We start from the raw sequence: 26,342 nt of genomic DNA, 5'->3' as shown, positions 1-26,342 counted from the left end.
ACCGGCGACTCACCAGCCATGCCGGAGCGCCGCCACCCATCCCCCGGCTGCGGTGATGTCGGTACCGGCGGCGCCGGACTCGACCGTGCACCCGAAGCCGACCACCCACGTGCCGTCGGCCAGCTCCACCTGGCCGAGGGACATCGGGGCGGGCAGCGCGGCGAGCAGCGTTCCGAGGGCCCCGGCCGAGAGACGCCAGACCTCGCCGGCGATCGGGGCTCCCGCGCCCGGTCCGACGCGCAGGAGCCCGGGCTTGCGGGGCCCCGTGTCGAGCGCGACGAGGCGGTAGGCGTCGGACGTCGTGACCGCCCGGCCGAACCGCCCGCCCAGCTCCTCGAGCTCGCGGTTGAGCGGCTGGCCGCGCAGGTGGGCACCGACCACGAGGAGGTCGACGCCTGCCTCGACGACCAGCGGGCTGTCGACCTCGAGCAGGCGGGCGGCGAGGTCGAGGGCGAGCTGGTCGTCGAACGCCCGGGACAGCACAGTGATGCCGAAGGGCCCCCCGTCCGCCTCTCCGGCCGGGACGGCGACGGCCGCCATGTCGAGGAGGTTGACGAAGTTCGTGTAGGTGCCGAGGCGGCGGTTGATCGCGACCGGCTCGGACTGGACCGCGGCGATCGTCGGGTGCTCGGTGGTGGTCGGCAGAAGGAGCAGGTCGCACCCCTCGAGCACGGTGGCGGCCTCCACCTTCGCGGCCGCCAGGCGCGCGCGGTCGTCGACGTAGGCGTGAGCGGGTGTGTCGCGGCCGGCCATGATGATCGACCGCACGGTCGGGTCGGCGTCCGGCGCGCCCGCGAGGAAGGCGCCCACGGCCTCGTAGCGCTCCGCGACGATCGCCCCGTCGTAGAGCAGACGCGCGGCGGCGAGCATGGCGGAGATGTCGACCGTCCGGATGCGGGCGCCCGCGGCCTCCGCGGACGTCACGGCGGCGGCGAACGCGGCGCGCCAGCCCGGCGAGAGCGGTGCGAGGTCCTCGTCGCGCGGCACCGCCACCACCGGCGCCGACCGCAGACCCAGCCGGACGTCGACCGGCCACGCGCGGCGGCCGGGGTCCCGCGGGTCGGCACCGGTCATCAGGCGTGTGGCCAGGGCGCCGAGCGCGAGGTCGCGCGTGAACGTGGTGACCACGTCGTAGCTGCGGCACGCGGGGACGACGCCCGTCGTCGGCACCAGGCCGATGGTCGACTTGATGCCGACCAGCCCGCCGAACGCGGCCGGCACGCGCCCCGACCCGGCGGTGTCGGTGCCGATGCCGATGTCGGCGATGCCCAGGGCGACCGCCACCGCGGAGCCGGAGCTGGAGCCGCCGGACACCCGGTCGGGGAGCGTCGCGTGGCGCACGGCGCCGTACGGGCTGCGGACACCGACCAGCCCGGTCGCGAACTGGTCGAGGTTCGTCTTGCCGAGCACCACGGCGCCCGCGTCGACGAGCGCCTGGACGGCGGGCGCGGTCGTGGCGGCCGGACCCGGTCGACCGGCGGGATCCGTCGCGTAGGAGGGGCACGCGGCGGTCGTCGGCAGTCCTCTGACGTCGATGTTGTCCTTGACGGCCAGGGTCGTGCCCGCGAGCGGGAGGACCTCGCCGGCAGCGATCCGCGCGTCGACCGAGCGAGCGGCTGCGCGCGCGTCGGCCTCGGGCAGGAGCGCGATCCAGACCTCCGGGCGGTCGACCTCGGCGATCCGGCTGTACGCCGCCACGACCCGTCGCTCGGCCGGGCCCATCGGGTCGGCGCCGCGGGGTGGGCGAGCGGTCTCCTCGCGACCCGGGTTCTGCACGGTCCTCACTCAGCGACCGCCGTGCTCGCGTCCGGGCCCGGGCAGGGCGAGCGGCGGTCGACGGGGGCGACGAAGGCGGGCACGGGCTCTCCCGGGGTCGTGGACGGTCGCGGGCCGGGGACGCGGTCATCTGTGGGGGACCGCGACGGCACGGAGTGTATACACCCCGGTATCCGTACCGTACGTCCGGGGTGTTTCTCGTCCCCGGCCGGCGGGTAAACGACGCGTTACGCGGCGCGGACCGGCGGTTCAGTCGGCCAGCAGCGCGAACCGGCGGGTCAGTCGGCCAGCAGCGCGAACCGGCGGGTCAGCCGGCCAGCGCCATCCGGGTCATCGATGTCGTCGCCCGCTCCATGACCACCTCGAGGGACTCGCCGACGTGCTTGTGCAGCGCAGTCAGCGCGGACGGCAGCTCGCGAGCCAGGACGAGCCGCAGGATCTCGAGGTGCTCGTCGATGGTCGCGGTGATCCGCTCGGGCTCGACGAAGTCGTGCATCCGGACGGCCCGGATCTTGTGGTTGACGGTGACGAGCGCGTCGGTGAGCTGCGTGTTGCCGGACGACCGCGAGAGGGTCTGGTGGAAGCCCTCGTCGAACAGCACGAAGCTGGCGTCCGGCTCGGGCGGGGCGTCGCGCAGCTCGGCCCACCGCTCCTGCTCGGAGCGGAGCAGTTGCTCGTCGTGGCGGACCTCGGGGTTCTCGATCGCCCTGCCGATCCCCCGCAGCTCGAGGGTGATGCGCAGCTCGTACAGGTTGCGCAGGTCCTCGAGGCTCGGCACCACGACCGCGTAGCCGAAGTCCGTGCGCTCGACCAACCCGTCGGAGAGCAGCCGCGAGAGCGCCTCACGCACCGGCGTGCGGGACACGTCGAACGCCTTGCCCAGCTTCGGCTCGGTGAGCCGCTCGCGGGGCGAGATGCGGCCGTTGAGGATCTCGTCGCGCAGCTGCTGGTACACGGTGTCGCGGAGCGAGCGCGCCTCTCCGGAGGGCTGCCCTGCGGACGCCGTCGGACCGGTCGTCCCGCCCGTGCTGGTGGTCACGAGGCCGCCGCCGATCGTCGGGGAGCAGGTCCGCGGCCGGACGACCGCCCCCGCTGAACAGCCGTGTCCCGGCCTGTATACCTCGCTGTGCCCACCGGTCGACCGTACTCAGCGGCGGTTTCCGGCGCACCCTGATCTCCGTGAACGGACTGTTTCGAGGCGGCGCCGCGGCCGGCGATACGCTCGACCGATGCCGCCGCTGCGCCCGCTCGACCAGTCGTCGAAGCTGAAGAACGTCCTCTACGAGATCCGCGGGTCCGCCCTGGACGAGGTCGTCCGGCTCGAGGCCGAGGGCCACACGATCCTGCGGCTCAACACCGGCAACCCGGCGGCGTTCGGGTTCGAGGCACCGCACCAGATCGTCCGCGACGTCATCGCCGCGATCCCGCACGCGCACGGCTACACCGACTCGCGCGGCATCCTCAGCGCCCGCCGCGCGGTGGTCACGCGGTACGAGACCGAACCCGGCTTCCCCGAGATCGACGTCGACGACGTGTACCTGGGCAACGGCGTCTCCGAGCTCATCACGATGGTCATGCAGGCGCTCCTCGACGAGGGCGACGAGGTGCTCATCCCGTCGCCCGACTACCCGCTGTGGACCGCGATGACGTCACTGTCCGACGGCGTCCCGGTGCACTACCGGTGCGACGAGTCGAACGGTTGGGAGCCCGACCTCGAGCACATCCGGTCGCTCGTCGGCCCGCGGACCAAGGCCATCGTGGTCATCAACCCCAACAACCCCACGGGCGCCGTCTACTCGCGCGAGGTGCTCGAGGGCATCGCCGCGATCGCCCGCGAGCACAGCCTGCTCGTGCTGTCCGACGAGATCTACGACCGGATCCTGTTCGACGGCGCGCAGCACATCCCCATGGCGACGGTGGCGCCGGACCTGCTCTGCCTGACGTTCAACGGCCTGTCCAAGACGTACCGCGTGGCCGGGTACCGCTCCGGCTGGCTCGTGGTGACCGGGCCCCGCGCGCACGCCACCGGCTTCCTCGAGGGCATCACGCTGCTGGCCTCCACCCGCCTGTGCCCCAACGTCCCGGCGCAGCACGCGGTCCAGGCCGCGCTCGGCGGGATCCAGAGCATCGACGCCCTCATCGCTCCGGGCGGCCGCCTCCACGAGCAGCGCGACGTGGCCTATCGGGGCCTGACCTCCATCCCGGGCGTCGACTGCGTCCGCCCGGACGGCGCGCTGTACCTGTTCCCGCGGCTCGACCCCGAGGTCCACGAGATCCGCGACGACGCCCGCCTGGTCTACGACCTGCTGGTGAGCGAGCACATCCTGCTGGTGCAGGGCACGGGCTTCAACTGGCCGACGCCGGACCACCTGCGCATCGTGACCCTCCCCGAGGCCCGCGTGCTGGCCGAGGCGATCGAGCGGATGGGCAATTTCCTGTCGAGCTACCGCCAGTAGTTCCCCGGCGCGCACGAAGGGCCGGTCACCCGGAGGTGACCGGCCCTTCGCCGTCTAGCTGGTGCGACCGTCAGGCCGCGCGACTCGCGTCAGCGGATCAGAACCCGCCGCCGAAGTCCTCGCCGCCACCGCCACCGGCCGGCGCGTTGTTGCGCTCCGGCTTGTCGGCCACGACGGCCTCGGTGGTGAGGAACAGCGCGGCGATCGAGGCCGCGTTCTGCAGGGCGGAGCGCGTGACCTTCACCGGGTCGTTGACGCCCGCGGCGAGCAGGTCCTCGTACGTGTTGGTCGCGGCGTTGAGGCCGTGACCCACGGGGAGGTTGCGCACCTTCTCGGCCACGACGCCACCCTCGAGCCCGGCGTTGATCGCGATCTGCTTGAGGGGAGCCTCGATCGCGAGCTTCACGATCGCGGCACCGGTCGCCTCGTCGCCCTCGAGCTTGAGGCCCTCGAACGCGGTCTTGCCGGCCTGGATGAGCGCCACGCCACCACCGGCGACGATGCCCTCCTCGACGGCCGCCTTGGCGTTGCGCACGGCGTCCTCGATGCGGTGCTTGCGCTCCTTGAGCTCGACCTCGGTGGCCGCGCCCGCCTTGATGACGGCGACGCCACCGGCGAGCTTGGCGAGGCGCTCCTGGAGCTTCTCGCGGTCGTAGTCCGAGTCGGAGTTCTCGATCTCGGCACGGATCTGCGAGACGCGGCCCTGGATCTGGGCGGCGTCGCCGGAGCCCTCGACGATCGTGGTCTCGTCCTTGGTGACGACGATCTTGCGCGCCGTACCGAGGACCTCGAGGCCCACCGTGTCGAGCTTGAGACCGACGGTCTCGGAGACGACCTGGCCGCCGGTGAGGATGGCCATGTCCTGCAGCATCGCCTTGCGGCGGTCGCCGAAGCCGGGAGCCTTGACGGCGACCGACTTGAACAGGCCACGGATCTTGTTGACGACGAGCGTGGCCAGGGCCTCGCCCTCGACGTCCTCGGCGACGATGAACAGCGGCTTGCCGGCCTGGATGACCTTCTCCAGCAGCGGCAGCAGGTCCTTGACGTTCGAGATCTTCGACTCGACGAGCAGGACGTACGCGTCCTCGAGGACGGCCTCCTGGCGCTCCGGGTCGGTCACGAAGTACGCCGACAGGAATCCCTTGTCGAAGCGCATGCCCTCGGTGAGCTCGAGCTCGAGGCCCAGCGCGCTGGACTCCTCGACCGTGATGACGCCTTCCTTGCCGACCTTGTCGAGCGCCTCGGCGATGAGGTCGCCGATCGCCTGGTCGCCGGCGGAGATGGCGGCCGTGGCGGCGATCTCCTCCTTGGTCTCGACGTCCTTCGCCTGCGCGAGCAGGGCAGCGGTGACGGCCTCGACGGCCTTCTCGATGCCCTTCTTCAGCGCGATCGGGTTGGCGCCGGCCGCGACGTTGCGCAGGCCCTCGCGCACGAGCGCCTGGGCGAGCACGGTGGCGGTGGTGGTGCCGTCGCCAGCGACGTCGTCCGTCTTCTTGGCGACCTCCTTGACGAGCTCCGCACCGATCTTCTCGAAGGGGTCCTCGAGGTCGATCTCCTTGGCGATGGAGACGCCGTCGTTGGTGATCGTGGGGGCGCCCCACTTCTTGTCCAGGACGACGTTGCGGCCCTTCGGGCCGAGGGTGACCTTGACGGTGTCGGCGAGGATGTTGAGTCCCCGCTCGATGCCGCGGCGGGCCTCCTCGTTGAAGGCAATGATCTTGGCCATGGGGCTGTGATCCTTCACTGGGTTCGGGTCGGCCGAGGGTGCCCGCGACGGACGGGCACGTCACCCGCGGTCTTGTCCCGCGTGCGACGGCCCTCACCGGACGGCCGGGGTGGTTCTGTCACTCTCCACCGGAGAGTGCTAAGTCAATGGTTAGCACTCGACCCCCGAGAGTGCAAGCAGCGTTCGCTGCCGGCGAGGTCCCCCGCGGGGCCAGCGGGACGCCCTCGGCCGCCCTCGCGCGGGTCATCGGTGCGGCCGTTCGGTCATGGACGATCCGGCCCGGGACTATCGTGCGCGTGTGCAAGGTCACGACGACGACGTCGATGCAGCGGTCACCGACGCCCCTGCGTCGGCCCCGCGCACCCGGCGCGCGCACCGGGCCGGCAGCCCGCGCGCGGGCGCAGCGGTGGCCGCCGCCGTGCTCGTCGCCACCACGGCGTCGCTCGTCRCCACCCCCTCCGCCGGCGCCCTGGCAACCGAGCCGACGACCGCACCGCGGCCCACCACCACCGCCGAGCCCGCCTCCTACGCGACCATCCCCCTCTACCTCGAGGGTCTCACCACGCTCCCCGGCGGACTGCGCGCCCCGCTGGCCACCGGCACCGACGTCACGTTCCTGGCCGGCACCCGCGTGGTGGATCCCGCGGCGACCACGCTGGCGCGCCTGCTGGGCGAGCGCGTGGCCACGGGGCACGGCGCGACGGCTCCTGCCGCGGCCACCGTGGCGCAGCGGCAGCGGGCGTGGCTGGCGTCGGGACGCGTCCCGGGGTCGGGCGGCCCCTACGACGACATGGCCCGCGGAGCCCTGCTCGACCTCCACGCCCTGACGCTCCCCGGCGGCGCGGCGGTCGCCGGCTGGTCGGACAAGTGGCGGTACGTCTGGCCGCGCGACGCGTCGTTCGTCGCCGTCGCTCTGGCGCGCACCGGGCACACCGACGACGCCCTGGAGATCCTCGGGTTCCTCGACCGGGTGCAGTCGGCGGACGGATCGTTCCAGGCCCGCTACCTGCCCGACGGCTCCGGGCCGCCCGACCAGCGCGGCGTGCAGACGGACGGCACGGGCTGGGCGCTGTGGGCCGCGGGGCTCGTCGTCGACGAGATCACGGACCCCACCGAACGGGATGCGGCGGTCGCGCAGCTCCAGCCGATGGTGACCCGGTCCACCCGCCACGTGCTGGACCTCGTCGGCCGCGAGGGGCTGCCCCCGGCGTCGCCCGACTACTGGGAGGTCCCCGAGGACGCGCTCACGCTCGGCACGGTCGCCCCGCTGGTCGCCGGCCTGCAGCAGGCGTCCCGCCTCCTCGAGCTCTCCGACGACCACGCTCTCGCCGCGACCGCGTTCGACGCCTCGATCCGCACCAAGGTGGCCGTGATCCGGGCCTTCGGGCCCACCGGGTTCGCCCGCTATGCGGCGGGCGGGCACGCGGACGCAGCCACGGCGTTCCTCCTGCCGCCGTTCCTCACGACGGCCGTCCCCGGCGTCGAGGACAGGTGGCGCGAGTCGGCCGTGGCGATGGTGCGGCCGGCGAACGGGCTCGCCCCCGGCGCAGGCTGGCGCGAGGACGGCGTCTCCTGGACCCCGCAGACCTCCCTCTACGCGTGGGTGGCCGCCGAGAACGGCGACATCGCGCAGGCCGACGACTGGCTGACGTTCCTCGACAGCCACCGCACGGCGTCCGGGTCGCTGCCCGAGAAGGTGCTGGCGGACGGCTCGCCCGCCGCCGTCGCCCCGCTCGCCTGGAGCGCGGCGTGCGTGCTGCTGGCCCTGGACGCGCTCGACAGCCCGGCCGGCAGTCCTGGCTCGGGCGGGCACGCGGGCTGAGACGCCGACGGGCCGCGCACCTGTCGGTGCACGGCCCGTCCGGGACCTGCGGGGCTCAGAGGCCCCGGACCTGCTCGGCCTGCGGCCCCTTGGTGCCCTGACCGACCTCGAACTCGACGTCCTGCCCCTCCTCGAGGGAGCGGTAGCCGTCCGACTGGATCGCGCTGAAATGCACGAAGAGGTCCTGGCCTCCCCCCGTCGGGGTGATGAAGCCGTACCCCTTCTCCGCGTTGAACCACTTCACGATGCCCTGGGCCATGCCGTACTCCTCGACGTCCGGTGCGGGCGCTCCGCCGGCGCCCGGTGCGCGTGAGCCTAGTGGGAGCGGTCCCCGGGCGACCAGGGTCGATTCGGGCGAGGCGGTCAGGCGTCCGGGTTGGTCGCCAGCACGACGGAGATGCCCGTGCCGGCGTCGCTGGGCGACAGCGTCACCGCGGGCACCCCGAGCGTCGAGCCGACCAGCTCGGCGGTCGCTTTCTGGTCCTCGGCCGCGTAGTAGACGACGGAGGCGTCGGGTGCGGTGCCGGTGAAGTTGCCCGTCGTGACGGCGGTGAAGCCGGCGGCCGTGAGCTTGTCGGCCTGCGTGCCCGCGAGGCCCGAGATCTTGGCGGCGTTCAGCACCTCGACCGGGGTGCTCAGGTCGGGTGCGGCGGCCGTCTCCGAGTCGGCCGGCGCCTCCTCGGTCGCGCCCTCGGTCGGCGCGGTGGCGCCGTCGCTCGCGGTGTCGTCGGGAGTCTCGGCACCACCGTCGGCCTCCGACGAGGGCGAGTCCGACGTGCCGGGGAGCGCGGGGAGGTCACCGTTGCGGGACGCGTAGTTCACCGCGGCGAACGCGAGGGCCGGCGCGAGGACCAGGACGAGCAGGAACGGCCACCACCTGCTCCAGGCGGACCGGGGTGCGCGATGCACGCCGCGGGGGACGTCGGGGTTCGAGGGGACGTCGAACTCGTCCTCAGGGTAGGAGTACTCCGCCTTGCTCACGCCGGACAGGCTAACGGCTCGGCTGGTGAACTCGGGTCCACCCGTGGCCGGACGTGGGACGTGTCACGCGAGGGGGTCGCGACCTCAGGCATCGCCGAGCCGACGGGCCGACCGGGCCCGCTGGCGCGAGGACCGCATGCGGCGCAGACGCTTGATCAGCATCGGGTCGTGCGCGAGGGCGGCGGGGTCGTCGATGAGCGCGTTGAGCACCTGGTAGTACCGCGTGGCCGACATGTCGAACAGCTCGCGGATGGCCGACTCCTTGGCGCCCGCGTACTTCCACCACTGGCGCTCGAACGCAAGGACCTGCTCGTCGCGCTCGGAGAGCCCGTCGGGACGGGGGGCGCTGCTGGGCTGCGGGAGCTGACCGATGACGATCGTCGCGGCGTCCATGCGTCCTCCTGTGTCTCGCGGCTGTACTCGTCGCTGAGCGCGACCTCCGCATCGTACGACCGTAATGACACGGGTGTCATTCCGCCCGGCGCGTCGTCGCCCGTGTGCCGCACTCGGTAGCCTCGCGGGCGTGAACGCCGCGCCGCTCGACCAGCTCGTCGCGCCCGACTGGGCCGTCGCCCTCGCCCCCGTCGAGCCGCAGCTGCGCGCCGCTGGCCAGTTCCTGCGCGACGAGGTCGCCGCCGGCCACCAGTACCTCCCGGCGGGCGACGCCGTGCTCCGGGCGTTCCAGCGACCGCTCGCGGACGTGCGCGTGCTCGTCGTCGGCCAGGACCCGTACCCCACGCCCGGGCACCCGATGGGCCTCTCGTTCTCGGTCCAGCCGGACGTGCGCCCGCTCCCGCGGTCGCTCGCCAACATCTTCACGGAGCTCGTCGCGGACGTCGGCGTCGCTCCGCCGACCAACGGCGACCTGTCCCCGTGGGCCGACCAGGGCGTCATGCTGCTGAACCGGGTCCTCACCGTCCGTCCGGGCGCGCCGGCCTCGCACCGCCGGCGCGGCTGGGAGGCCGTGACCGACCGGGCCATCGAAGCCCTGGTCGAGCGCGGCGGCCCGCTGGTCGCCGTGCTGTGGGGACGCGACGCCCAGTCGCTCAAGCCGGCGCTCGGCTCGGTGCCGACCGTCGAGAGCGTGCACCCGAGCCCGCTGTCGGCCAGCCGCGGGTTCTTCGGCTCGCGCCCGTTCTCCCGCGTCAACGAGCTCCTGGTCGCGCAGGGAGCCGCACCGGTGGACTGGTCGCTGACCTGAGCAACAATGTCTGCCGTGACTGAGTCCTCCCCCGCACCGTCCTCCTCGGCACCCCGCTGGTCCCGGTACGTCGCCATCGGCGACTCGTTCACCGAGGGCCTGTGGGACGACCCCGACGGCCGCGAGGCGCCGCAGCGCGGCTGGGCCGACCTCCTGGCGTCCCACTTGTCGCAGCGCCGCACGGCCGCCGGCGAGTCGCCGCTGCTGTACGCGAACCTGGCCATCCGCGGCCGGCTGCTCAAGTCGATCCTGGTCGACCAGGTGCCCGCCGCACTCGAGCTGAAGCCCGACCTGGTCAGCCTGGTCGGCGGCGGCAACGACATCCTGCGCCCCACGGCCGACGTCGACCGCATGGCGCGCAACCTCGAGGCCGCGGTCGTCCGGCTCCGGACCGCGGGCGTCGACGTCCTGCTCGGCACGGGTGTCGACGCCGCCGACAGCCCGCTGGTCAAGGCCACCCGCAGCCGCGTCGCCATCTACGACGCGCTCATCTGGTCCATGGCCCGCCGCCACGGCGCCTACGTCGTCGACCTCTGGGGCATGCGCTCCCTGCGCGACTGGCGCATGTGGGCCGAGGACCGCATCCACCTCACCACCGACGGGCACGCCCGCGTGGCGCAGGCGGCGCTCGTCGGACTCGGCCTGGAGCCCGACGACGCCGGCTGGGACGACCCGCTCACCCCGCTGCCCCTCACGCCGCGCATGAAGAAGGCCCGCGAGGACGCCGCCTGGGTGCGCGAGCACCTCTACCCCTGGGCGACCCGACGGCTGCGCGGGAAGTCGTCCGGCGACGAGCGCGTCCCGAAGCGGCCGGAGCTGACGCCGCTCGACTGAGCGGGTCGGCTCAGGGGACCTGGCAGACGAGCCCCGACGCTCCCGTCCGGTTCTCGACGATGTCGACGTAGACGTCCGGCGCGGCGCCGATGTTCGCGCCGAGCCGCCCGCTGAACGTCGGGAGAGTCGAGCAGCTCGACGTCACCACGCCCGAGTTGTTGATGCGCGTCAGCCCGGCGTTCGACCACGACCACCAGCTCGGCGCCCCGGACAGCGTGACGGTGAACGAGACGTACTGTGTGTTGAGGATGCCGGGCGCGCTGACGCTGGTGCGGAAGTTGCCCTGGCCCGAGCCCGAGCTGCCCCAGTAGTCCGCCTTGACCGGACCCGTGACCGTGCAGGGCTTCGACGAGTCGAGCGACCCGTCGGAGTTGCGCACCTGGCAGATGTTCACCGGACCGGAGGGCGGGGTGTAGGTCCACGTTGCCGGGACCTGCCACCCGCCGACCTTGACGAGCACCTTGAGCCCCAGGGCCGGCGTGAAGGTGCCGCTAGACGCCGTCAGCGTGGCGCTCGCCGTGGTGACTGCGCCGGTGGCCTCGAGACGCCGAGCGGCTGACCAAGGCGTGACGGTGGGGTCGTAGACGGTTACGACAACGGTCTTGCCGGCACAACCGGTGGTGTCGATGCTGCTGACGGCCACACTCGCTGTGGTGGTCGACGTAGGTGTGTTGGTCACGGCGACCGCCCGCGAGGTGCATCGACTCTCGCTCATCGTGAAGGGCTTCTGTCGACTGGTAATCGTGAGCGCGGAGGCATTGGCCATGGCCGCTCCGACCAGGCTGAGCAGCAGAACTCCAAGGAGGACGACGAGAGCGGGCGCTGGGCCCATCCCGGGCTGCCTGCGGATCACCGTTGCAGCCCGGGGGCTACGAGGGTGTCGCCGTCGGCGCTCGCCTCCTGCACTTCGTCGGAGTCTTCGTCGCGCGGCCAGATCAGGACCGCGAGCGCGATGACGATGAGCGAGACCCACACGTACGGCGTTGCGAAGACCGTCGCGAACATGCCTAGCTTCGGGATGTGCAGCCGCGCGACCCCGAGGACGTCCGTGTCGGTCGGCGTAAACGGGTCGACCCAGTCGTTGTTATCGCCTCGCACCTCCCATCCATCGGAAGTCCCACCCACCAGGCGGTGGATGATCCGACCACCGAGTTCGGGAGGCTGGTACACGACGATGTCGCCCACCGCGGGCGTGCCGCAGCGGGCGACGACGAGATCACCGGTGTAGTACGTCGGCTCCATCGAGTGGCCAGAGACGACGGTCAGCGTCGCGCACCCCCCGAGGCTGGTCGGCCAGAGGAGTACGGCGCTCGCGGCGACCAGCAACCAGAAGACCGCGCTTCGGACAGCCGAGAGCACCCGGTGCAGCGAACGCGCACCGGGTGCTCTCTCGGACTGTCCTTCAATCATGCGGGCTCAGCGCGCTCAGCTGTAGATGGTCAGCGAGATCTTGCTGACCAGCTTCGCATCCGTTGCTGCCGGCAGCGTGACGGTGATCGACGCACCGGTCACGTTCCCGGTCTGCTCCACAGGCGTACCCGTCGTGGGGATGACGGCGATCTTGTACTTGCTCGTGGGGGTGTAGCACGCCGCAGCGATCCCGCTCAGGGTCGCGCTCGACGTCTGGTATTCACCCGTCGTCGCGTTGAGCGCGGGATCCGCGAACGAGACGGTCACGGGGAGGGTGCCCTGGCACGCGCCGACGACGTCGACGCCCGCCTGCAGCTGGCCGGGCTTGAGAGTGAGCTGCGAGGCCGACGCGAGCGACAAGCCGGCGACGCCGAGGATGGCGAGGCCGACGGCCAGACCCTTGCGGGACTTCTTGGACTTGGTGGAAGCCATGGTGATCTCCTGATCGGGAAGGTGCGGGGAATCGGCACCTCACCGAGACCCGCTCACGGAGACACGCCGAGCGGCGGTCGTCCGCGAACGTAGGTGGCATCGGCACGCTCACCCGTTCGGCTCTGGGTGGCAGCACCCGGGCCGCCCGGCTTGCCGGTTTCTTTCACCCCGCACAAAGGCGGCGGTTGCGTCAAGTCGGACAGGCGTCCTACTCGGCGCCGGCCCCCAGGGGCAGCCACGCCTCGAGGCGAGCGCCCTTCTCACGGCCCGGGGACAGGGCCAGCCGGCCGCCCGCGAGGGACAGCCGCGTGGCCAGCCGAGCGGTGCCGGACGCGATGCCGGCGACCGCCGGGTCGTAGAGCTCGCCGTCGTTGTCGACGGCCACGTGCAGCACGCGGTCGGCCACGTCGAGGGAGACCCCCAGCGACGACGCGGGCCCGTGCTTCAAGGCGTTGGTCAGCGCCTCCTCGACCACCCGGACGGCCAGCAGACGCTCGCTGACGGTGAGCGAGCAGCCCGAGGGGTCGTCGAGCGACCGCACCGCGTCGCTGACCGTGAGCCGGGTCGCGATGCTGGCCGGGATGCGCCCGAGCAGCGCGCGCAGCGCCGGCACGAGACCGAGCTCGAGACGGTCGGGGTAGAGGATCCGGCTCATCTCGCGCACGTCGATCTCCCGCGCGGACGCCAGCTCGGCGCGCACCGACGCGACCGTCGCGACGTCCTGGGCGTCCATGCCGGCCTGGCCGGCGTGGGCCACGACGTCGCCCAGCCGGGCGTCCATGAGCACGAGCTTCGACTGCAGGGTTCCGTGCAGCCCTTCGGCGACGGCGCGCCGGACGCGGATCTCCTCCTGCTCGAGCGCCTTGACCGCGAGCTCCACGAGCAGCGCGTCACGCGCCGCCGAGCGGTTCCGCGCGCGGTTGGTGCGACGGGCGACGAGCGCCCACATGCCGATGGCGGCGGAGATGGCCCCGAGGAGGAAACCGCTGAACACCTCCGCGTCGCGCGCCGGGTCGTCGAGCGCCGGGTGCACGCCGAACAGCACCTGGGCGCCGAACCGAGCGACGGCCGCCAGGACCGAGGCGACCAGGATCGCGGCCGCCATCCGCCACAGACGCGTGGCCCGGTGCGCCTGCACGRCGGCCAGCACGGCGACGAGCATCACGACCGCCACCGCGTTCGCCGCGAGGCGCGCGACGAGCGGGACCGACTCCCACGCGGGGATGTAGGTGGCGTAGACGTAGGTCGACTGCAGTGCGGCACCGATGCCGTAGCCGAGGGCCACGACGGTGGTGGCCCGCAGCAGGGCGATGCGGTCGCCGCGCAGGTCGTCCCGACGGGTGACGAGGGCAGCCGCTGAGTCGGTCGACGTCGTCGTCACTCGTGCTCCCCCCTCGTCGCAAATCGTCATGCATGCGGCCGTTCGGGCGTGTACCGCGCGCCGAACCCAGCCGCAGACGATACTGGCGGCGATGAGTGATCCCACCACCCGCCCGTTGCGCGTCGCGGTCGTCGAGGACCAGCCGCTGTTCCGCTCGATGCTCGAGCACACCCTCGCGGGCACCCCCGGGCTCCAGGTGGTCGCAGCGGTCGGCACGGTGACCGAGGCGGCTCGGATGCTGCGCCCGGGCCTGGTCGACTGCGTGATCCTCGACATCGACCTGCCCGACGGGAACGGCATCGCGCTCGGCGTGACGCTGCGACGACGGATGCCCGAGCTCGGCATCCTGCTGCTGTCCGCGCACGACGCGATGGACCTCCTGCTGGACCTCCCCGCGGACGTCGCGGCCGGGTGGGGCTACCTGTCGAAGACCTCGTCGACGAGCGAGGAGGTGCTGGTCAACGCCGTGCGCGCCGCCGCCGTCGGGGAGACGGTCCTCGACCCTGCCCTCCTGGCCCGGATGACGCCGCGCGCGGGTTCGGCGGTCGCCCGGCTCACGGACCGGCAGTACGAGGTGCTGCGCCTGCTGGCGTCGGGCCTGTCGAACGCCGGCATCGGCGACCGCCTGGGCATCGCGGAGAAGTCTGTGCAGAACCACGTCAACGGGATGTACGCCACCCTCGGCATCGACAGCGACCCGAAGCGCAACCCGCGCGTCAGCGCCGCCCTGCGCCTGCTCGAGGAGACCGGCCCGAGCGCCTGACTCGTCCCGTTCGTCGTCGCCGAGTTTTCACCCGGTGTCCGGGGCGTGCGTCATGATCGGCCCATGGCCGAGCGACGCGGCGGCGAGGCCGCTCCCCCCACCAGCAGCACCGTCCGTGGCGAGGACTGGTACGCGCGCGACCTGTCCGGCCAGGAGTTCCGGAACGTCGAGTTCGTCGACCTGGACCTGACCGAGGCGTTCGGCGTCGGCGCGGTGTTCGAGGAGTGCGTGTTCAGGCACGCGAAGCTCAACGCTTCCGTGCACACCGACGCGGCGTTCATCAACTGCACCTTCGCCCGGTCGAACTTCTTCCACGTCCGGTTCGAGCGCTGCAAGATGATCGGCTCGAGGTTCGACGACTGCGCCTGGGACCTGGCGAAGATCGAGGGCGGCAACTGGTCGTTCGTGGGCCTGGCCCGCGCCGACCTGCACTCCGCGAGCTTCACCGGCGTGCGGCTGCGGGAGGCCGACCTCTCCGGCGTCCGCGCCGTCGGCGGCACCCTGCGCGACTGCGACCTGGCCGGCGCCTGGTGGGAGCGCGCCGACCTGACCGGGTGCGACCTGCGGGGCAGCGACCTCGCGAGCCTCGACCCCGCGACGGTCACGCTCGACCGGGCGATCATCACGCTGCCGCAGGCGGTGACGATCGTCGAGGCGATGGGGCTCGACCTGCGCGTGGACTAGCGGGTCAGGGCCGGGCGGGAACCGCGCGGCCCACCCACGCGCCGAATACCGGCACCCCGTCCCAGGCGGGCGCGCCGAGCTCGACCGATCCCCAGCCCCGTTCGACGTCCGGGACGCTCTCGGCGGCCAGCGCGAGGACGGCGTACGGCCGCTGGAACCGGATCGTCGCGCGGCGGTGCCGGACGGTGATCTGCTCCGGCACCGACGTGACGCGCATCGCGATCGCCGTCACCGAGGCGGCCTCGAACCCCTCGCGGCTGAACGCGGCCACCGTCACCTGCCGCGCGTCGAAGGCGCCGGGTCGGCACTCCGGGCGCAGGAGCCCCTCGAGAGCCCGGAACGCCGCGGGCACCCCGTCGGCGCCGGCGAGGTCGAGGGTCGTGCCCGCCTCCCACGCCGGCAGGACGGAGTCGACCGACTCCTTCTGCGCACGACCGCCCATGCTCTTCTCGGTCCGTTCGGTGACCTCCCAGGCGTGCGCTGCGCCGAGGGGGAGGTCGAACAGCCCCACCCGGCGAGCGTCCCCCGCCGCCACCTCGGCCGCCGCCCGGTGCACGTCCGCCGGCGCGACCTCGGGCGCCGCGATCACGGAGACGACGCGCAGCCCGTCGACGGAGCCCGACACCTGGACGCCGACCAACCCGGCCGCGCTCGTCTCCGCGAGGTACGACTCGTGGCTGTCGGCCGGGGCGCGCAACGCGAGACCCGTTCCGAGCTCGCCGCCGAGCACTGGGCCGGGCACCTCCTCGAACGGCGTCAGCCACGTGACGCGGGTGGCCAAGGCGCTCGCGAGCACCAGCGCGGTGAGGTCGTCGATCTCGACGGGGAACCTCTCGATGAGGTTCTTCGTGCGGGCGGCCGCCCACGCGTCGGCCTCGGCAGGCGTGGGCACGGGGCCGACCTCGGCGGCCGCCGGCAGCGTGCGCGCCCACGCGTCGAAGCGGGCCGGGTCGAGAAACTGGGCCTCCGCCCACACGGCGACCGCGGCGGCGACGGCCGGGTGCGGCGTGCCGACGAGCTCGGCCGCACGCCGGGAGGCGTCGGCGGCGTCGGTCCCGAGCACGCGCTCGAGCTCGGCGCGCGACGAGCCCTCGGCCATGGGCGCCAGCAGAGCCAGCAGCAGCCACAGGCCCAGCGGCGACGCTGTGCCGTGCTGGGTGAGGTACCGGGCGTGGAACGGCTCGGCGAACCGGGAGACCAGCTGCGCCGTGGACGGACTGCTCACGAGCCCCCTATCGGATTCGAACCGATGACCCCCTGTTTACAAGACAGGTGCTCTGGCCGACTGAGCTAAGGAGGCGGGCGGGCCCAGGATAACCGGGCGCTCCGCGAGGGAGCGCCCGGTCATCGCGGGATCAGGAACCCTGTGCGGCCTTCACGGCCTCGAGCAGGGCGCCGGGGGTCTGCCAGGCACCGCCGAAGTCCTTCCCGTCGATGAGCACCGTCGGCGTGGAGATCTTGCCGATGTCCGTGCTCATCTGGTTGGTCGCGGCGGCGACCCACGGCGACATGATCCGCCAGGTGCCGTTCTTCGTGGCCTCGACGTCGTCGGTCTTCGTCGTGAAGGTGCCGTCCACGGTCGTGGTGAACGTGGCCGCGACCTCCTCGGGCACCCCGAGGTCGGTGGCGATCTTCTTGATCTCCGCGTCGGTGCGACCGGCGCTGCCCTCGGCCGGCTGGTCCTTGTACATCGCGGTCACGAACTTGGCGAACTGCGCCGGGGCCTTGTCGGCGACGATCGCGGCAGCGTTGGCCGCACGGGTCGAGTAGTTGGTCCCGGCCGACTTGCTGTCGAGGAACGAGATCGGGTGGTACTCGACCGTGGTGCCGCCGTCGGCGAGCAGGGTGGCGATGTCGTCGCCGTTGATCTCCTCGAACTGGCCGCAGATCGGGCACATGAAGTCGAAGTACACGGTCAGGGTGACGTCGCCGTCGCCGATCACGCCGACGTCGTCGCCGCTGTCGCCGCTCACCGGGATGCCGCCCTTGTCGTTGGCGGGCGCGGGCGCCGTGACGTCCGCGAGCGCGGGGGCGACGACGTTCGCCGTGTCGCCGCCGTAGACGACGTCGGAGTTGGCGGCCTGGTTGGTCTTGTTCTGGTTGACGATGGTGAACGCGACGGCGACGAGCGCGAGGACCGCGACGATGAGGCCGGAGATCGCGAGGATGCGGTTCCGCTTGGCCTTGCGCTCCTGCTCCTTGCGCATCTGGGCAGCCTTGAGGCGGGCCTCCTCGCGGCGCACCGCCTTGGTGGGACGCGGGTCGTTGGTGGGCATGGGTGCTCCTGGGTCGGACGAAGGGGTGGGTGGCGGGTCAGGCCGCCACGGGAGGACCCCGCCGCGCGATGCTGCCGACGAGCACCCGCCCGGCCCACGGCGCGACGACACCGGTCGCGACGGGGCGCGGGCGCCGGAGGGTCGGAAGGGTGCGCGCGGCCGAGGGCACCCCGGGGACCACTCGACGCAAGAGGGTGGCGACCTGGCGAGCCGCCCGCACGAGCACGGCCGTCAGGCCGATCCCGCACGCGGTGAGCAGCAGGTAGAGGGCGGCCACGGGCACGGCGACGCTGAGCAGCACGACGGCGCCCTGCGACATGGTGCCCAGGCCGTACGAGCCGTCCGGGCAGTCCGCGGCGTCCCGGAGCACCGACAGGCGCAGCCCGAGCGGTCCGAGCACGCCGCCCGCGGCGACGCAGTCGTGCAGCAGCACGCGGCCCTGCGCGGCGAGGGCCGCAGGCAGAGCGGCGGCGACGAGACCGGCCAGCGGGAGAAGGCGCGCGAGAGCGGCGTGCGGCCCTCGTCGCGCGGTCATGCGGCACAGCGTAGGGGTCGCGGCTGAGGATCCGGACGTCGTCGTGCGGTCACGACGCCGGGCGACGCTCCCGGACCACCTCGACGTCGAAGCCGAACGACCGCTTCCACTCGCGGGCCAGCCGACCGCCCGCGCGCTGCACGATGCCGCGCAGCCACCACTCGTCGGGGTCGATCCCCGGGAACGCGTGCTCCACCAGAAGGGGGCGGAAGCGCGCGTCGACAGCCTCGACCCGGCGGCGGAGCGCGGCCAGCTCGAGGAACCCGGCCAGCGCCGGGTCGGTGAGCGCGGCCTCGAGGGTCGTGCGGGCCATCGCCTCGTTGGCGTAGGCGAACTCGTCGCCCCGGTACCCGTGCTCGCACTCCACGACGAAGCTCGACCACCGCTCGAGCACCGCGGCCGGGGTGTCGTCGCGCCACACGCCCCGGGCGCGCACCACCGCCGTGAAGGCGTCGTCGAACGCGGTCACTTGGCGATCTCGCGCAGGAAGAACTCGTAGCCCTCGTCGGGACGGAAGTACGCCACGATCACGTCGCCGCGGAAGACGCCGAGCGACCCGGTGCGGCGGTCGAACCGGACCACGTCCCCGTTGCTGCGACGGCCCACGGCGACGTCCGCCTCCGCCTCTGACGACATGCCTGGCCCTCCCCGGATCGCCGAGCCTTCACCCAAGAGGGTGACGCGCGGACACGCCACAGGGGTTCCGCATGCCGAGACGGGTCACGGGAGCGTGGGGGTGGGCAGGGGCGCCCAGGTGATCGGCGCGCCCGAGAGGATCTGCGCGATGAGCACCGCCGACACGGCCAGCAGCACGACGGTCGCGACGAGCGCGCCGGTGCGCCCAGGCGCGACGACCGCGAGCACGCGGCGGGCGCCGATCCGGGTCATGAGCGACAGCGGCCCCCACCAGACCACGGCGGCGCCGAGCAGGACGATCGACCCGACCAGGATCGACGCGGTCAGGCCCTGCGGCTCCTGGCCGGAGGGCGAGCCGTCGACCACCCAGTGCCCCTCGCCGATGAGCCACCAGGACACCCCCAGCAGGATGACGACCACGCTGACGCCCACCACCACCGACGGGATGAGGCCGACGAGCGCCCGCAGCAGGTGCCACGGACCCGTGGCCAGCGCGACCGCGCCGTCCGAGCGCCGCACGCCGGCCCGTTCGCGCCGCCCGTACATCGCCTCGACCGTCGAGCCCACGGTGCGCACGACGACCACGAGCAGCACGAAGACGATCAGCGTGACGCCCGGGTAGAGCGCGCCGGCCGAGCCCAGCAGGAGGCCGGCCGCCAGCAGGGTGCCCCACCGCCGACGGGCCGGCGGGCGCAGGTACCCGGACCCCTCCGGCTCGGGCTCCTCGGACGCGTCGAGGTCCTCGTTGATCYACTCGACCCCGTCCGGGTCCTCGTCCCAGTCCTCCTCGACGGCACCCGCGGACTGCTCCGTCGGATCGAACGCGCGGGTGCGGCCGTCGTTGGCCGCGACCACCGGGGCGACGACCGCGGCGGGCAGGGCCGGGTTCGGCGTGGCCACGGTCGGCTGCTCCGTCGGGAGCACCGTGGTGCCGACGAGGTCGTCGGCGACGAGCACCGCGGTCGCGGTCTCGTCGGCGATCGACTCGCCCTCCGCCGCGACCAGCGTGAGGGCCGCGACGACGTCCTCCGGCGCGATGCGGTCGGCGGCGGCGGGCGCGAGGGCGCGGGTGAGCGTGGCGGTGGTGAGCGGGCCGAGCCCCTCGAGGTCGACGTCCCCCGAGCGCGCCCGGGCGAGGACGGCCTCGAGCGGTCGGCTGCCGAACGGGTCGCGTCCGGTCGCCGCGAACGCGAGGATCGCGGCCCAGCCCCAGAAGTCGGAGCCCGCGTCGGGCTCGTCGCCGTCCAGGAGCTCGGGCGCGAGGTAGCCCGGGGTCCCGATGACCAGGCCCTCGGCGGTGAGGCGGGAGTCGTCGGCCGCCTGGGCGATGCCGAAGTCGATGAGCACGGGGCCGTCGTCGCCCACGATGACGTTGGACGGCTTGAGGTCGCGGTGCACCACCCCTGCGCCGTGCACGGCCTCGAGCGCGTCGCGCAGACCCTCGGCCAGGTCCAGCAGCTGCTCGGCGTCCAGCGGGCCGCGCTCACGCACGTGCTCCTCGAGGTTGTCGCCGGGCACCAGCTCGGTGACCAGGAACGCCTCGGTGGAGTCGGCCTCGGCGTCGAGGATCGCTGCCACGCCCGGGTGGCGGAGCTTCTGCAGCGCGTGCACCTCGCGGCGGAGCCGGTCGCGCGCGACGGCGTCGGACCCGATGTGCGGGTGGAGGAGCTTGAGCGCGACCGCGTCGCCGCCGCCGTCGACGGCCCGGTAGACGGTGCCCATGCCTCCGGAGCCGAGGGGCGCGACGACGGTGTATCCGCCGATCTCCGACCCCGGTGCCAGACCGATCCGCTCCATCCCCGCACCGTAGCGGGACCCCCGAGCGCACCGCCCGACAACGCGCTGACCGGGCTCGTCGCGTCCTGCACAGATAGGGTCGGACAGACCCGAGGAGTTGATCACGTGCCTTCTGACGTGCCCGCGCACGGCTATGACTTCGTCGTCGTCGCGAACCGTCTTCCCGTCGATGTGAGCCTCGGCGACGACGGGGAACCCACCTGGACCCGGTCCCCCGGCGGGCTCGTCACGGCCCTCGCGCCCGTGATGGCGAGCACGTCCGGCGCGTGGGTGGGCTGGGGCGGGTCGCCCGACCTCGAGCTCGACCCGTTCGACGTCGACGGCACCGAGCTGATCCCCGTGGTGCTCACCGAGGACGACCTCGAGAAGTTCTACGAGGGCTTCTCCAACGACACGCTGTGGCCGCTGTACCACGACGTCATCGAGCCCCCGGCGTACCACCGGCAGTGGTGGGAGGCGTACCAGCGCGTCAACCAGCGGTTCGCCGAGGCGACGGCCGCCCAGGCCGCCCGCGGCGCCACCGTGTGGGTGCACGACTACCAGCTGCAGCTGGTGCCGAAGATGCTGCGGGAGCTGCGGCCGGACCTGCGGATCGGCTACTTCCACCACATCCCGTTCCCGCCGCTCGAGCTGTTCGCGCAGCTGCCGTGGCGGGTGCAGGTGGTCGAGGGGCTGCTCGGCGCCGACCTCGTGGGCTTCCAGCGCCCGGGCGACGCGGCCAACTTCGTCCGGGTGGTGCGTCGGCTCACCGACCTGACCACGCGCGGGCAGATGGTGACGCTGTCGGAGGCCGAGGGGCACCGGGGACCCGGCCGGCACGTGCGCGCGGCCGCCTTCCCCATCTCGATCGACTCCCACGCCTTCGACGAGCTGGCCCGCACGGACGAGGTCCAGGAGCGCGCGAAGCAGATCCGGCGCGAGCTGGGCGACCCCGAGTACCTGCTGCTGGGCGTCGACCGGCTCGACTACACCAAGGGCATCCGGCACAGGATCAAGGCCTACGGGGAGCTCCTCGAGGAGGAGCGGCTGTCGCCGCAGAGCACGACGCTGGTGCAGGTGGCCAGCCCGAGCCGCGAGAACGTGGGCGCCTACCAGACGCTGCGCGACGACGTGGAGCTGCTGGTCGGCCGCATCAACGGCGACCACGGCCAGGTGGGCCACGCGCCCGTGCAGTACCTGCACCAGTCGTTCCCCATGGAGGAGATGGCGGCGCTGTACCTGGCGGCCGACGTCATGCTGGTCACGGCCCTGCGCGACGGGATGAACCTGGTGGCCAAGGAGTACGTCGCCGCCCGGTCCGACGACCGCGGCGCCCTGGTCCTCTCCGAGTTCACCGGCGCGGCCGACGAGCTGACGGGAGCCATCCTGGTGAACCCGCACGACATCGACGGCATGAAGGACGCGATCACGTACGCCGTGCACCTGGACGCCCGCGAGTCCCGCAAACGCATGCGCCGGCTGCGGCGCCGCGTTCTCGGGCACGACGTCGTGGCCTGGTCGGAGGACTTCCTCGCGGCTCTCAACTCGGTGCCCGTGCGAGCCGACCGTGGCTGAGGACCTGGTGCGCACCCTCACGGAGCTCGCGGCGGACCACGGTCGCCGGCCCGTGCTCGTCGCGCTCGACTTCGACGGGACGCTCGCGCCGCTGCAGGACGACCCGTCGGCGTCGCGCATCCTCCCCGAAGGCGTCGACGTGCTGGCCCGCCTGGCCGGCACCGACGGCGTCGCGCTGGCGCTCGTGTCGGGGCGGTCGATGAACGACCTGCACGAGCTCGCGCAGGTCCCGTCGGGCACGTTCCTCATCGGTAGCCACGGCGCCGAGCGCGCCCGCGTCACCACGTGGGGCCTGGACCGGGACGTCGTCCAGCTGAGCGACGAGCAGGCGGACCGGCTCGCGTCGCTCGGCGCCGAGGCGGCGCGGATCGCCCGGGGTCGCGACGGCGTGTGGGTGGAGACCAAGCCGACCGCCGTCGTCGTGCACACGCGGCTCGCCGAGGACGCCGTCGCGCGGCCGGCCGAGCAGGAGGCCATCGCGCTCGGCGAGCGCCTGGGCTCGGGCGTGCTGCACGGCAAGGACGTCGTCGAGATCTCCGTGCTCACGGCCAGCAAGGGCGAGGCGCTGACGGCGCTGCGGGACGAGCTCGGCGCGCCCGTCGTGCTCTACGCGGGCGACGACGTCACCGACGAGCACGCGTTCACGGCCCTCCGTCCCGACGACGTCACCGTCAAGGTCGGCACCGGCGAGACCGCGGCGCGGTTCCGCGTCGACGGCCCGGAGGAGATGGTGGCGGCCCTGGCCGCCCTCGCCGACGCCCTCTGAGCCGTCTCCTGGTCGACGGCAGGACGCAGGCGTAGCGTGCGCCTCATGCCCGGCCGGATGCACGAGGTCGAGCTCGTCGAGGCTGCGGACGAGCCCGCGCGCTACCGGTCGGCCTCGTCGCCCCGCTCCTGGACCTCGCGGGCGCCCCAGCACGTCGACGTCGAGCTCGACGACGACGTCGACGCCCAGGAGCGCGACGACGACGACCGCCACGTGGTCGCCGCCCGCACGTGGCTGCGCCGGCACGGCCGCCGGCTCGTTCCCGTCGCGGCCGCGCTGACCGTCGTGCTCGTCGCCACCCAGGTCACCATGAACCACCGGGAGACGGCGCGCCTGGCCGCCCTCGCGGCGATCCCGGGTGTCGTGCCGCCCGCCGACGCGTCGATCGGCGTGCTGTGGCGGGCCGACGCGCGGCTCGGCGCCGCGCTGCGGTCCGGCGCCGTCGTGTCCGGGACCCTGGTCGGCGGGGTCCAGGACGCCGACGGTGCGCTCTCGCTCGTCGGCCTGGACCCCGACACGGGCGACAAGGCGTGGACGACGCCCGTCGACCTGCCCGACCCGCCGCAGCCGACCGTCGGGGCGAGCCCCTCGGTGTGGGTCTCCTGCACGGCCTTCCCCCACGGCGGCTCACCCGTCGCCGGCTGCGTCGCGCAGCCGTACGGCGGCGACGCCGTGCTCGGCGTCCCGGCGTCGTCGGTCTGGGTGGTCGACCCCGCCGACGGCACCGTCCTGGCCCACCGCACCGTGTCCGGCACCACGGGGATCACGTTCACGGACGACGACCTGGTCGTCGCCGAGCGCGTGTCCGACGACGGCTCGCCGGCCCCGTCCGACGCGTCGTCCGTCCGGTGGGCGGTCACCGCGAGCGACGTCGTCACCAGCGACACCACGTGGACCTGGACCAGCCCGCCCGTCGACGTGCTCGGCCGCGAGGACGGCCCGGACGCGTCGTCCGCCACCCTGTCCGCGGCGCTGCAGACGGTCGACGACGACGTCGTGGTGACCGTCGACGAGCACGCCTGGGTGCTGACCAGCGACGGGAAGCTGAGGCGAGACATCCCGCTCCAGCCCGGATCGTGGCTCGGGCCCGCCCGGGCCGGGGTGTACCTCGAGAACGTGTGGACCTCGTCCGACCGGTACCAGGGCACCGTGCTCCTGCCGGACGGCACCGAGATCCCGGTCGACGAGGCCGCCGGCTATCTCTCCGTCGACGACGGCTCGGCGCCGGGGGTGTTCTTCACGGTCGGCTCGAGCGAGTCCGGCGCCGACCGCCTCACGGCCCGGTCGGCGCGCACGGGCCAGGACCTCTGGCGCCTGCCGGGGCAGATCGTCACGGGGTTGCTGCTCGACGGCACGCTCTACGTCGCGATGTCGAACGCGCTCGTCGCCGTCGACGCGACGACGGGTGACGTCCGGTGGCGCACGCCGCTCGACCACGCGCCGGAGCAGCTCTCGACGGACGGCCGCTACCTGCTGGTCCCCGGCCTCGGCGTGACGCTGCAGGCGTTCGCGCTGCGCGACGGCTCGCTCGCCTGGCAGAAGGATCTCGCCGCGGAGGTGGCCGGCGACCGGGATCCCGTGTTCGTGCAGGGTTTCCAGTCGGGCTGGCACGACCCCCGGCTCTACGTCTGGATGGACAGCGGCGCGGTCGCGGTCCTCGGCTGAGCGCCCGCACCATGAGCCTGTACCCCGGTCACCTCGCCCTCGTCGAGCTCGACGAGCCGGACGCCGGTGGGCTCGCCGACGGCCCGCGCACCGCCGGGCTGCTGCCGGCCTGGCTGCGTCGGCACGCGGCGACCGTGGCCGGGGCGGCCGCGCTGCTGGTGCTCGCGCTGGTCGGCGCCCAGGCGGCGCTCGACACCCGCGAGCGCGAGCGCCTCGCCTCCCTGGCCGACGTCCCCGGCGTGCTGAGCCCCCTGCACGACCCGCCCGCCGCGCTGTGGCAGTGGGCCCCGACCGCGGGCACCCTGCTGGCCGGCGACCAGGAGGGCCGGTGGGCCATCGGCGCCCTGTACCACGCGGGCGGCGTCGACCTGCGGGGCACCGACCCCGACACGGGCGACGTCCTGTGGTCGGTACCGTTCTCGCTCGACGCCGCGCTGCCGCCCGGCGGCCGCTCCGAGTTCCCGTCGGTCTGGGTGCGCTGCACGGGCCTGGCGGCGTCCGCGGCCCCCGTCGCCGTGTGCTCCGCCGAGGTGTCGCCGGTCGGCTCGGCCGGGGCCGTCACGCCGCTCGTCGTGCTCGACCCGACCGACGGCCGGGTGCTCGCGACCCCCGCGGTCGCCGMCGGCTCCCTGTGGTCCACCGCCGGTTCCGACCTGGTGGTCGCCGCACCCGAGMCCGACGACGCCGGCGGCGTGCGCTGGACCCTCACCGCGACCGACCCRACCACCGGCGCGGCCGCGTGGCGGCGGACGACGCCTGTGGTGCCGCGGGTCCATGAGGTGCTGGTCGGCGACGTCGCCATCCGGTCCGTCCCCGCGCTGACCGGCGACGCCGACCGGGTGCTGCTGACCGACAGCGGGCACGCGTGGCTGTTCGGCACCGACGGTGCGCCGCGCGGGGACGTCACCGTCGCGACCGACGGCTCGGCCACGCTCGCCCGCGCCGACACCCTGGTGTGGACGCCGTGGCAGAGCCGCGCCATCCCGGCCGGCATCCTCGTGACCCGGGACGGCACGCGCGTGGCGGTCGGCGAGACCCCGGCGTCGCTGGCGGTCGACGACGGCAGCGCGTCCGGCACGGTGCTGCTCACGGACACCACCGCGGGGACCACGCTCGTGGCCCGCGACGCGTCCACGGGCGACGAGCTGTGGCGCACCGACGGGCTCACCTCGGAGCCCCTCCTTGTCGACGGCGTCGTCTACCTGCCGGGGGTCGACGACGTGGTCGCGGTCGACGCGCGGTCCGGCGAGCGCCGGTGGCGGACGGACGTCGGCGCGGTCCCGCTCTACCTCGGCACCGACGGCACGCACGTCGTCGTCCTCACCCCCGACCGCACGATGCGCGCGCTGGGCATGACCGACGGGCGGCCGGCCCGCGTCGCGGACGTGGCGACCCTGCTGTCCGACGACCCGGGCGGCGTCTCGGCGGTCAGCGAGTACGCGGGGAGGCTGCTCATCCGGTTCCGCGACGGGCGCAGCCTGGTCGTCGGCTGACGCCTCGGCGCCTCTCGGCGGATGTGTCACACGTCACTGCGCGGTGTGGTCGGTCCGCACCGGTATGGCATGATGACCGCGGGCGACGGAGGATCCCCTCCTCCCGATCCCGTGTCATCGAGGACACTCTTGACACTCTTCACTACGGATCGTC

General features: G+C 73.5%; 26 protein-coding genes and 1 tRNA gene. 10 read left to right on the top strand and 17 right to left on the bottom strand.

Annotated elements, in window-relative coordinates; translation table 11 throughout:
- Positions 1-9 precede the first annotated feature (9 nt).
- Complete coding sequence (gene atzF, locus AC1DQC_RS02105; RefSeq protein WP_477049578.1) at positions 10-1,785, bottom strand: allophanate hydrolase; 1,776 nt, start codon at positions 1,783-1,785, stop codon at positions 10-12.
- Between the two features lie 298 nt (positions 1,786-2,083).
- Positions 2,084-2,815, bottom strand: coding sequence for a GntR family transcriptional regulator (locus AC1DQC_RS02100; protein ID WP_477049577.1), 732 nt, complete (start codon positions 2,813-2,815; stop codon positions 2,084-2,086).
- Between the two features lie 190 nt (positions 2,816-3,005).
- On the opposite strand from AC1DQC_RS02100, the gene AC1DQC_RS02095 reads away from it, so the two are divergent.
- Positions 3,006-4,232: a pyridoxal phosphate-dependent aminotransferase gene (locus AC1DQC_RS02095; protein WP_477049576.1), complete on the top strand. Its 1,227-nt coding sequence runs from the start codon at positions 3,006-3,008 to the stop codon at positions 4,230-4,232.
- 97 nt (positions 4,233-4,329) lie between these two features.
- Here the strand turns inward: AC1DQC_RS02095 and groL are convergent, their stop codons facing one another.
- Complete coding sequence (gene groL, locus AC1DQC_RS02090; RefSeq protein ID WP_477049575.1) at positions 4,330-5,958, bottom strand: chaperonin GroEL; 1,629 nt, start codon at positions 5,956-5,958, stop codon at positions 4,330-4,332.
- Positions 5,959-6,256: 298 nt separating this feature from the next.
- Here groL and AC1DQC_RS02085 point away from each other — a divergent pair, with 298 nt between their 5' ends.
- Positions 6,257-7,780: a glycoside hydrolase family 15 protein gene (locus tag AC1DQC_RS02085; RefSeq protein ID WP_477049574.1), complete on the top strand. Its 1,524-nt coding sequence runs from the start codon at positions 6,257-6,259 to the stop codon at positions 7,778-7,780.
- A gap of 55 nt (positions 7,781-7,835) precedes the next feature.
- Here AC1DQC_RS02085 and AC1DQC_RS02080 read toward each other — a convergent pair whose 3' ends face one another.
- The 3 genes from AC1DQC_RS02080 to AC1DQC_RS02070 all read right to left on the bottom strand — a co-directional run bounded on the left by AC1DQC_RS02080 (position 7,836) and on the right by AC1DQC_RS02070 (position 9,154).
- Positions 7,836-8,039, bottom strand: coding sequence for a cold-shock protein (locus AC1DQC_RS02080; protein ID WP_056085684.1), 204 nt, complete (start codon positions 8,037-8,039; stop codon positions 7,836-7,838).
- 104 nt (positions 8,040-8,143) lie between these two features.
- A complete protein-coding gene (locus tag AC1DQC_RS02075) occupies positions 8,144-8,761 on the bottom strand; it encodes a LytR C-terminal domain-containing protein (RefSeq protein ID WP_477049573.1) in 618 nt (205 codons plus the stop codon).
- 84 nt (positions 8,762-8,845) lie between these two features.
- Positions 8,846-9,154, bottom strand: coding sequence for a DUF3263 domain-containing protein (locus tag AC1DQC_RS02070; protein ID WP_456825372.1), 309 nt, complete (start codon positions 9,152-9,154; stop codon positions 8,846-8,848).
- Between the two features lie 130 nt (positions 9,155-9,284).
- Here AC1DQC_RS02070 and AC1DQC_RS02065 point away from each other — a divergent pair, with 130 nt between their 5' ends.
- Entirely contained in the window at positions 9,285-9,962 is a 678-nt protein-coding gene (locus AC1DQC_RS02065) for a uracil-DNA glycosylase (RefSeq protein ID WP_477049572.1), read from the top strand.
- Positions 9,963-9,968: 6 nt separating this feature from the next.
- Complete coding sequence (locus AC1DQC_RS02060) at positions 9,969-10,796, top strand: SGNH/GDSL hydrolase family protein (protein WP_477049571.1); 828 nt, start codon at positions 9,969-9,971, stop codon at positions 10,794-10,796.
- A gap of 10 nt (positions 10,797-10,806) precedes the next feature.
- Here the strand turns inward: AC1DQC_RS02060 and AC1DQC_RS02055 are convergent, their stop codons facing one another.
- The 4 genes from AC1DQC_RS02055 to AC1DQC_RS02040 all read right to left on the bottom strand — a co-directional run bounded on the left by AC1DQC_RS02055 (position 10,807) and on the right by AC1DQC_RS02040 (position 14,019).
- On the bottom strand, positions 10,807-11,511 hold the full coding sequence (locus tag AC1DQC_RS02055) for a hypothetical protein (RefSeq protein WP_477049570.1): 705 nt from the start codon (positions 11,509-11,511) through the stop codon (positions 10,807-10,809).
- Between the two features lie 134 nt (positions 11,512-11,645).
- Positions 11,646-12,206, bottom strand: coding sequence for a signal peptidase I (locus AC1DQC_RS02050; protein WP_477049569.1), 561 nt, complete (start codon positions 12,204-12,206; stop codon positions 11,646-11,648).
- 15 nt (positions 12,207-12,221) lie between these two features.
- Positions 12,222-12,638, bottom strand: coding sequence for a hypothetical protein (locus tag AC1DQC_RS02045; RefSeq protein WP_477049568.1), 417 nt, complete (start codon positions 12,636-12,638; stop codon positions 12,222-12,224).
- A gap of 208 nt (positions 12,639-12,846) precedes the next feature.
- Positions 12,847-14,019: a sensor histidine kinase gene (locus AC1DQC_RS02040; RefSeq protein ID WP_477049567.1), complete on the bottom strand. Its 1,173-nt coding sequence runs from the start codon at positions 14,017-14,019 to the stop codon at positions 12,847-12,849.
- Between the two features lie 91 nt (positions 14,020-14,110).
- On the opposite strand from AC1DQC_RS02040, the gene AC1DQC_RS02035 reads away from it, so the two are divergent.
- Both AC1DQC_RS02035 and AC1DQC_RS02030 read left to right on the top strand, forming a co-directional pair.
- Positions 14,111-14,782 (top strand): response regulator, encoded by a 672-nt coding sequence (locus AC1DQC_RS02035; protein ID WP_477049566.1) that lies wholly within the window; start codon positions 14,111-14,113, stop codon positions 14,780-14,782.
- Positions 14,783-14,845: 63 nt separating this feature from the next.
- On the top strand, positions 14,846-15,466 hold the full coding sequence (locus AC1DQC_RS02030; RefSeq protein ID WP_477049565.1) for a pentapeptide repeat-containing protein: 621 nt from the start codon (positions 14,846-14,848) through the stop codon (positions 15,464-15,466).
- Between the two features lie 4 nt (positions 15,467-15,470).
- Here the strand turns inward: AC1DQC_RS02030 and AC1DQC_RS02025 are convergent, their stop codons facing one another.
- From AC1DQC_RS02025 to AC1DQC_RS01995, 7 genes are all read right to left on the bottom strand, one after another.
- Positions 15,471-16,691, bottom strand: a complete 1,221-nt coding sequence (locus AC1DQC_RS02025; protein ID WP_477049564.1) for a serpin family protein — start codon at positions 16,689-16,691, stop codon at positions 15,471-15,473.
- Position 16,692: 1 nt separating this feature from the next.
- Positions 16,693-16,766 (bottom strand) — tRNA-Thr (locus AC1DQC_RS02020).
- Positions 16,767-16,821: 55 nt separating this feature from the next.
- Complete coding sequence (locus AC1DQC_RS02015; protein WP_477049563.1) at positions 16,822-17,742, bottom strand: DsbA family protein; 921 nt, start codon at positions 17,740-17,742, stop codon at positions 16,822-16,824.
- A gap of 37 nt (positions 17,743-17,779) precedes the next feature.
- Positions 17,780-18,277: a hypothetical protein gene (locus AC1DQC_RS02010; RefSeq protein ID WP_477049562.1), complete on the bottom strand. Its 498-nt coding sequence runs from the start codon at positions 18,275-18,277 to the stop codon at positions 17,780-17,782.
- A gap of 49 nt (positions 18,278-18,326) precedes the next feature.
- Positions 18,327-18,746: a hypothetical protein gene (locus AC1DQC_RS02005; protein ID WP_477049561.1), complete on the bottom strand. Its 420-nt coding sequence runs from the start codon at positions 18,744-18,746 to the stop codon at positions 18,327-18,329.
- Positions 18,743-18,913, bottom strand: coding sequence for a hypothetical protein (locus tag AC1DQC_RS02000; RefSeq protein WP_477049560.1), 171 nt, complete (start codon positions 18,911-18,913; stop codon positions 18,743-18,745). Before AC1DQC_RS02000 ends, AC1DQC_RS02005 begins: the two co-directional genes overlap by 4 nt.
- A gap of 84 nt (positions 18,914-18,997) precedes the next feature.
- Positions 18,998-20,710 carry a serine/threonine-protein kinase gene (locus tag AC1DQC_RS01995; RefSeq protein WP_477049559.1) on the bottom strand — a complete coding sequence of 571 codons (1,713 nt, stop codon included), beginning with the start codon at positions 20,708-20,710 and terminating at the stop codon, positions 18,998-19,000.
- A 105-nt stretch (positions 20,711-20,815) separates the two neighbouring features.
- Here AC1DQC_RS01995 and AC1DQC_RS01990 point away from each other — a divergent pair, with 105 nt between their 5' ends.
- The 4 genes from AC1DQC_RS01990 to AC1DQC_RS01975 are packed head-to-tail and all read left to right on the top strand — an operon-like array spanning position 20,816 to position 26,188.
- Positions 20,816-22,264: an alpha,alpha-trehalose-phosphate synthase (UDP-forming) gene (locus AC1DQC_RS01990; RefSeq protein ID WP_477049558.1), complete on the top strand. Its 1,449-nt coding sequence runs from the start codon at positions 20,816-20,818 to the stop codon at positions 22,262-22,264.
- Positions 22,257-23,030, top strand: coding sequence for a trehalose-phosphatase (gene otsB, locus AC1DQC_RS01985; RefSeq protein ID WP_477049557.1), 774 nt, complete (start codon positions 22,257-22,259; stop codon positions 23,028-23,030). The genes AC1DQC_RS01990 and otsB overlap by 8 nt, the downstream gene beginning before the upstream one ends.
- Before the next feature lie 45 nt (positions 23,031-23,075).
- The gene (locus tag AC1DQC_RS01980) at positions 23,076-24,695 is read left to right on the top strand and encodes an outer membrane protein assembly factor BamB family protein (protein WP_477049556.1); all 1,620 of its coding nucleotides are present in this window, start codon (positions 23,076-23,078) and stop codon (positions 24,693-24,695) included.
- Between the two features lie 11 nt (positions 24,696-24,706).
- A complete protein-coding gene (locus AC1DQC_RS01975) occupies positions 24,707-26,188 on the top strand; it encodes an outer membrane protein assembly factor BamB family protein (protein WP_477049555.1) in 1,482 nt (493 codons plus the stop codon).
- Positions 26,189-26,342 lie beyond the last annotated feature (154 nt).

The sequence above is a fragment of the Cellulomonas sp. P4_H12 genome, assembly GCF_056400905.1.
Note: the sequence above shows the minus strand (reverse complement) of the source record. Positions and strands in the feature narration are given on the sequence as shown.

Coding starts and splice junctions, on each gene's coding strand:
- AC1DQC_RS02035 (WP_477049566.1), top strand. CDS start 14,111: ATGAGTGATCCCACCACCCGCCCGTTGCGCGTCGCGGTCGTCGAGGAC.
- AC1DQC_RS02070 (WP_456825372.1), bottom strand. CDS start 9,154: ATGGACGCCGCGACGATCGTCATCGGTCAGCTCCCGCAGCCCAGCAGC.
- AC1DQC_RS02015 (WP_477049563.1), bottom strand. CDS start 17,742: ATGCCCACCAACGACCCGCGTCCCACCAAGGCGGTGCGCCGCGAGGAG.
- AC1DQC_RS02080 (WP_056085684.1), bottom strand. CDS start 8,039: ATGGCCCAGGGCATCGTGAAGTGGTTCAACGCGGAGAAGGGGTACGGC.
- AC1DQC_RS02055 (WP_477049570.1), bottom strand. CDS start 11,511: ATGAGCGAGAGTCGATGCACCTCGCGGGCGGTCGCCGTGACCAACACA.
- AC1DQC_RS02060 (WP_477049571.1), top strand. CDS start 9,969: ATGTCTGCCGTGACTGAGTCCTCCCCCGCACCGTCCTCCTCGGCACCC.
- AC1DQC_RS02095 (WP_477049576.1), top strand. CDS start 3,006: ATGCCGCCGCTGCGCCCGCTCGACCAGTCGTCGAAGCTGAAGAACGTC.
- AC1DQC_RS01980 (WP_477049556.1), top strand. CDS start 23,076: ATGCCCGGCCGGATGCACGAGGTCGAGCTCGTCGAGGCTGCGGACGAG.
- AC1DQC_RS02000 (WP_477049560.1), bottom strand. CDS start 18,913: ATGTCGTCAGAGGCGGAGGCGGACGTCGCCGTGGGCCGTCGCAGCAAC.
- AC1DQC_RS02045 (WP_477049568.1), bottom strand. CDS start 12,638: ATGGCTTCCACCAAGTCCAAGAAGTCCCGCAAGGGTCTGGCCGTCGGC.
- AC1DQC_RS02030 (WP_477049565.1), top strand. CDS start 14,846: ATGGCCGAGCGACGCGGCGGCGAGGCCGCTCCCCCCACCAGCAGCACC.
- AC1DQC_RS02050 (WP_477049569.1), bottom strand. CDS start 12,206: ATGATTGAAGGACAGTCCGAGAGAGCACCCGGTGCGCGTTCGCTGCAC.
- AC1DQC_RS02010 (WP_477049562.1), bottom strand. CDS start 18,277: ATGACCGCGCGACGAGGGCCGCACGCCGCTCTCGCGCGCCTTCTCCCG.
- groL (WP_477049575.1), bottom strand. CDS start 5,958: ATGGCCAAGATCATTGCCTTCAACGAGGAGGCCCGCCGCGGCATCGAG.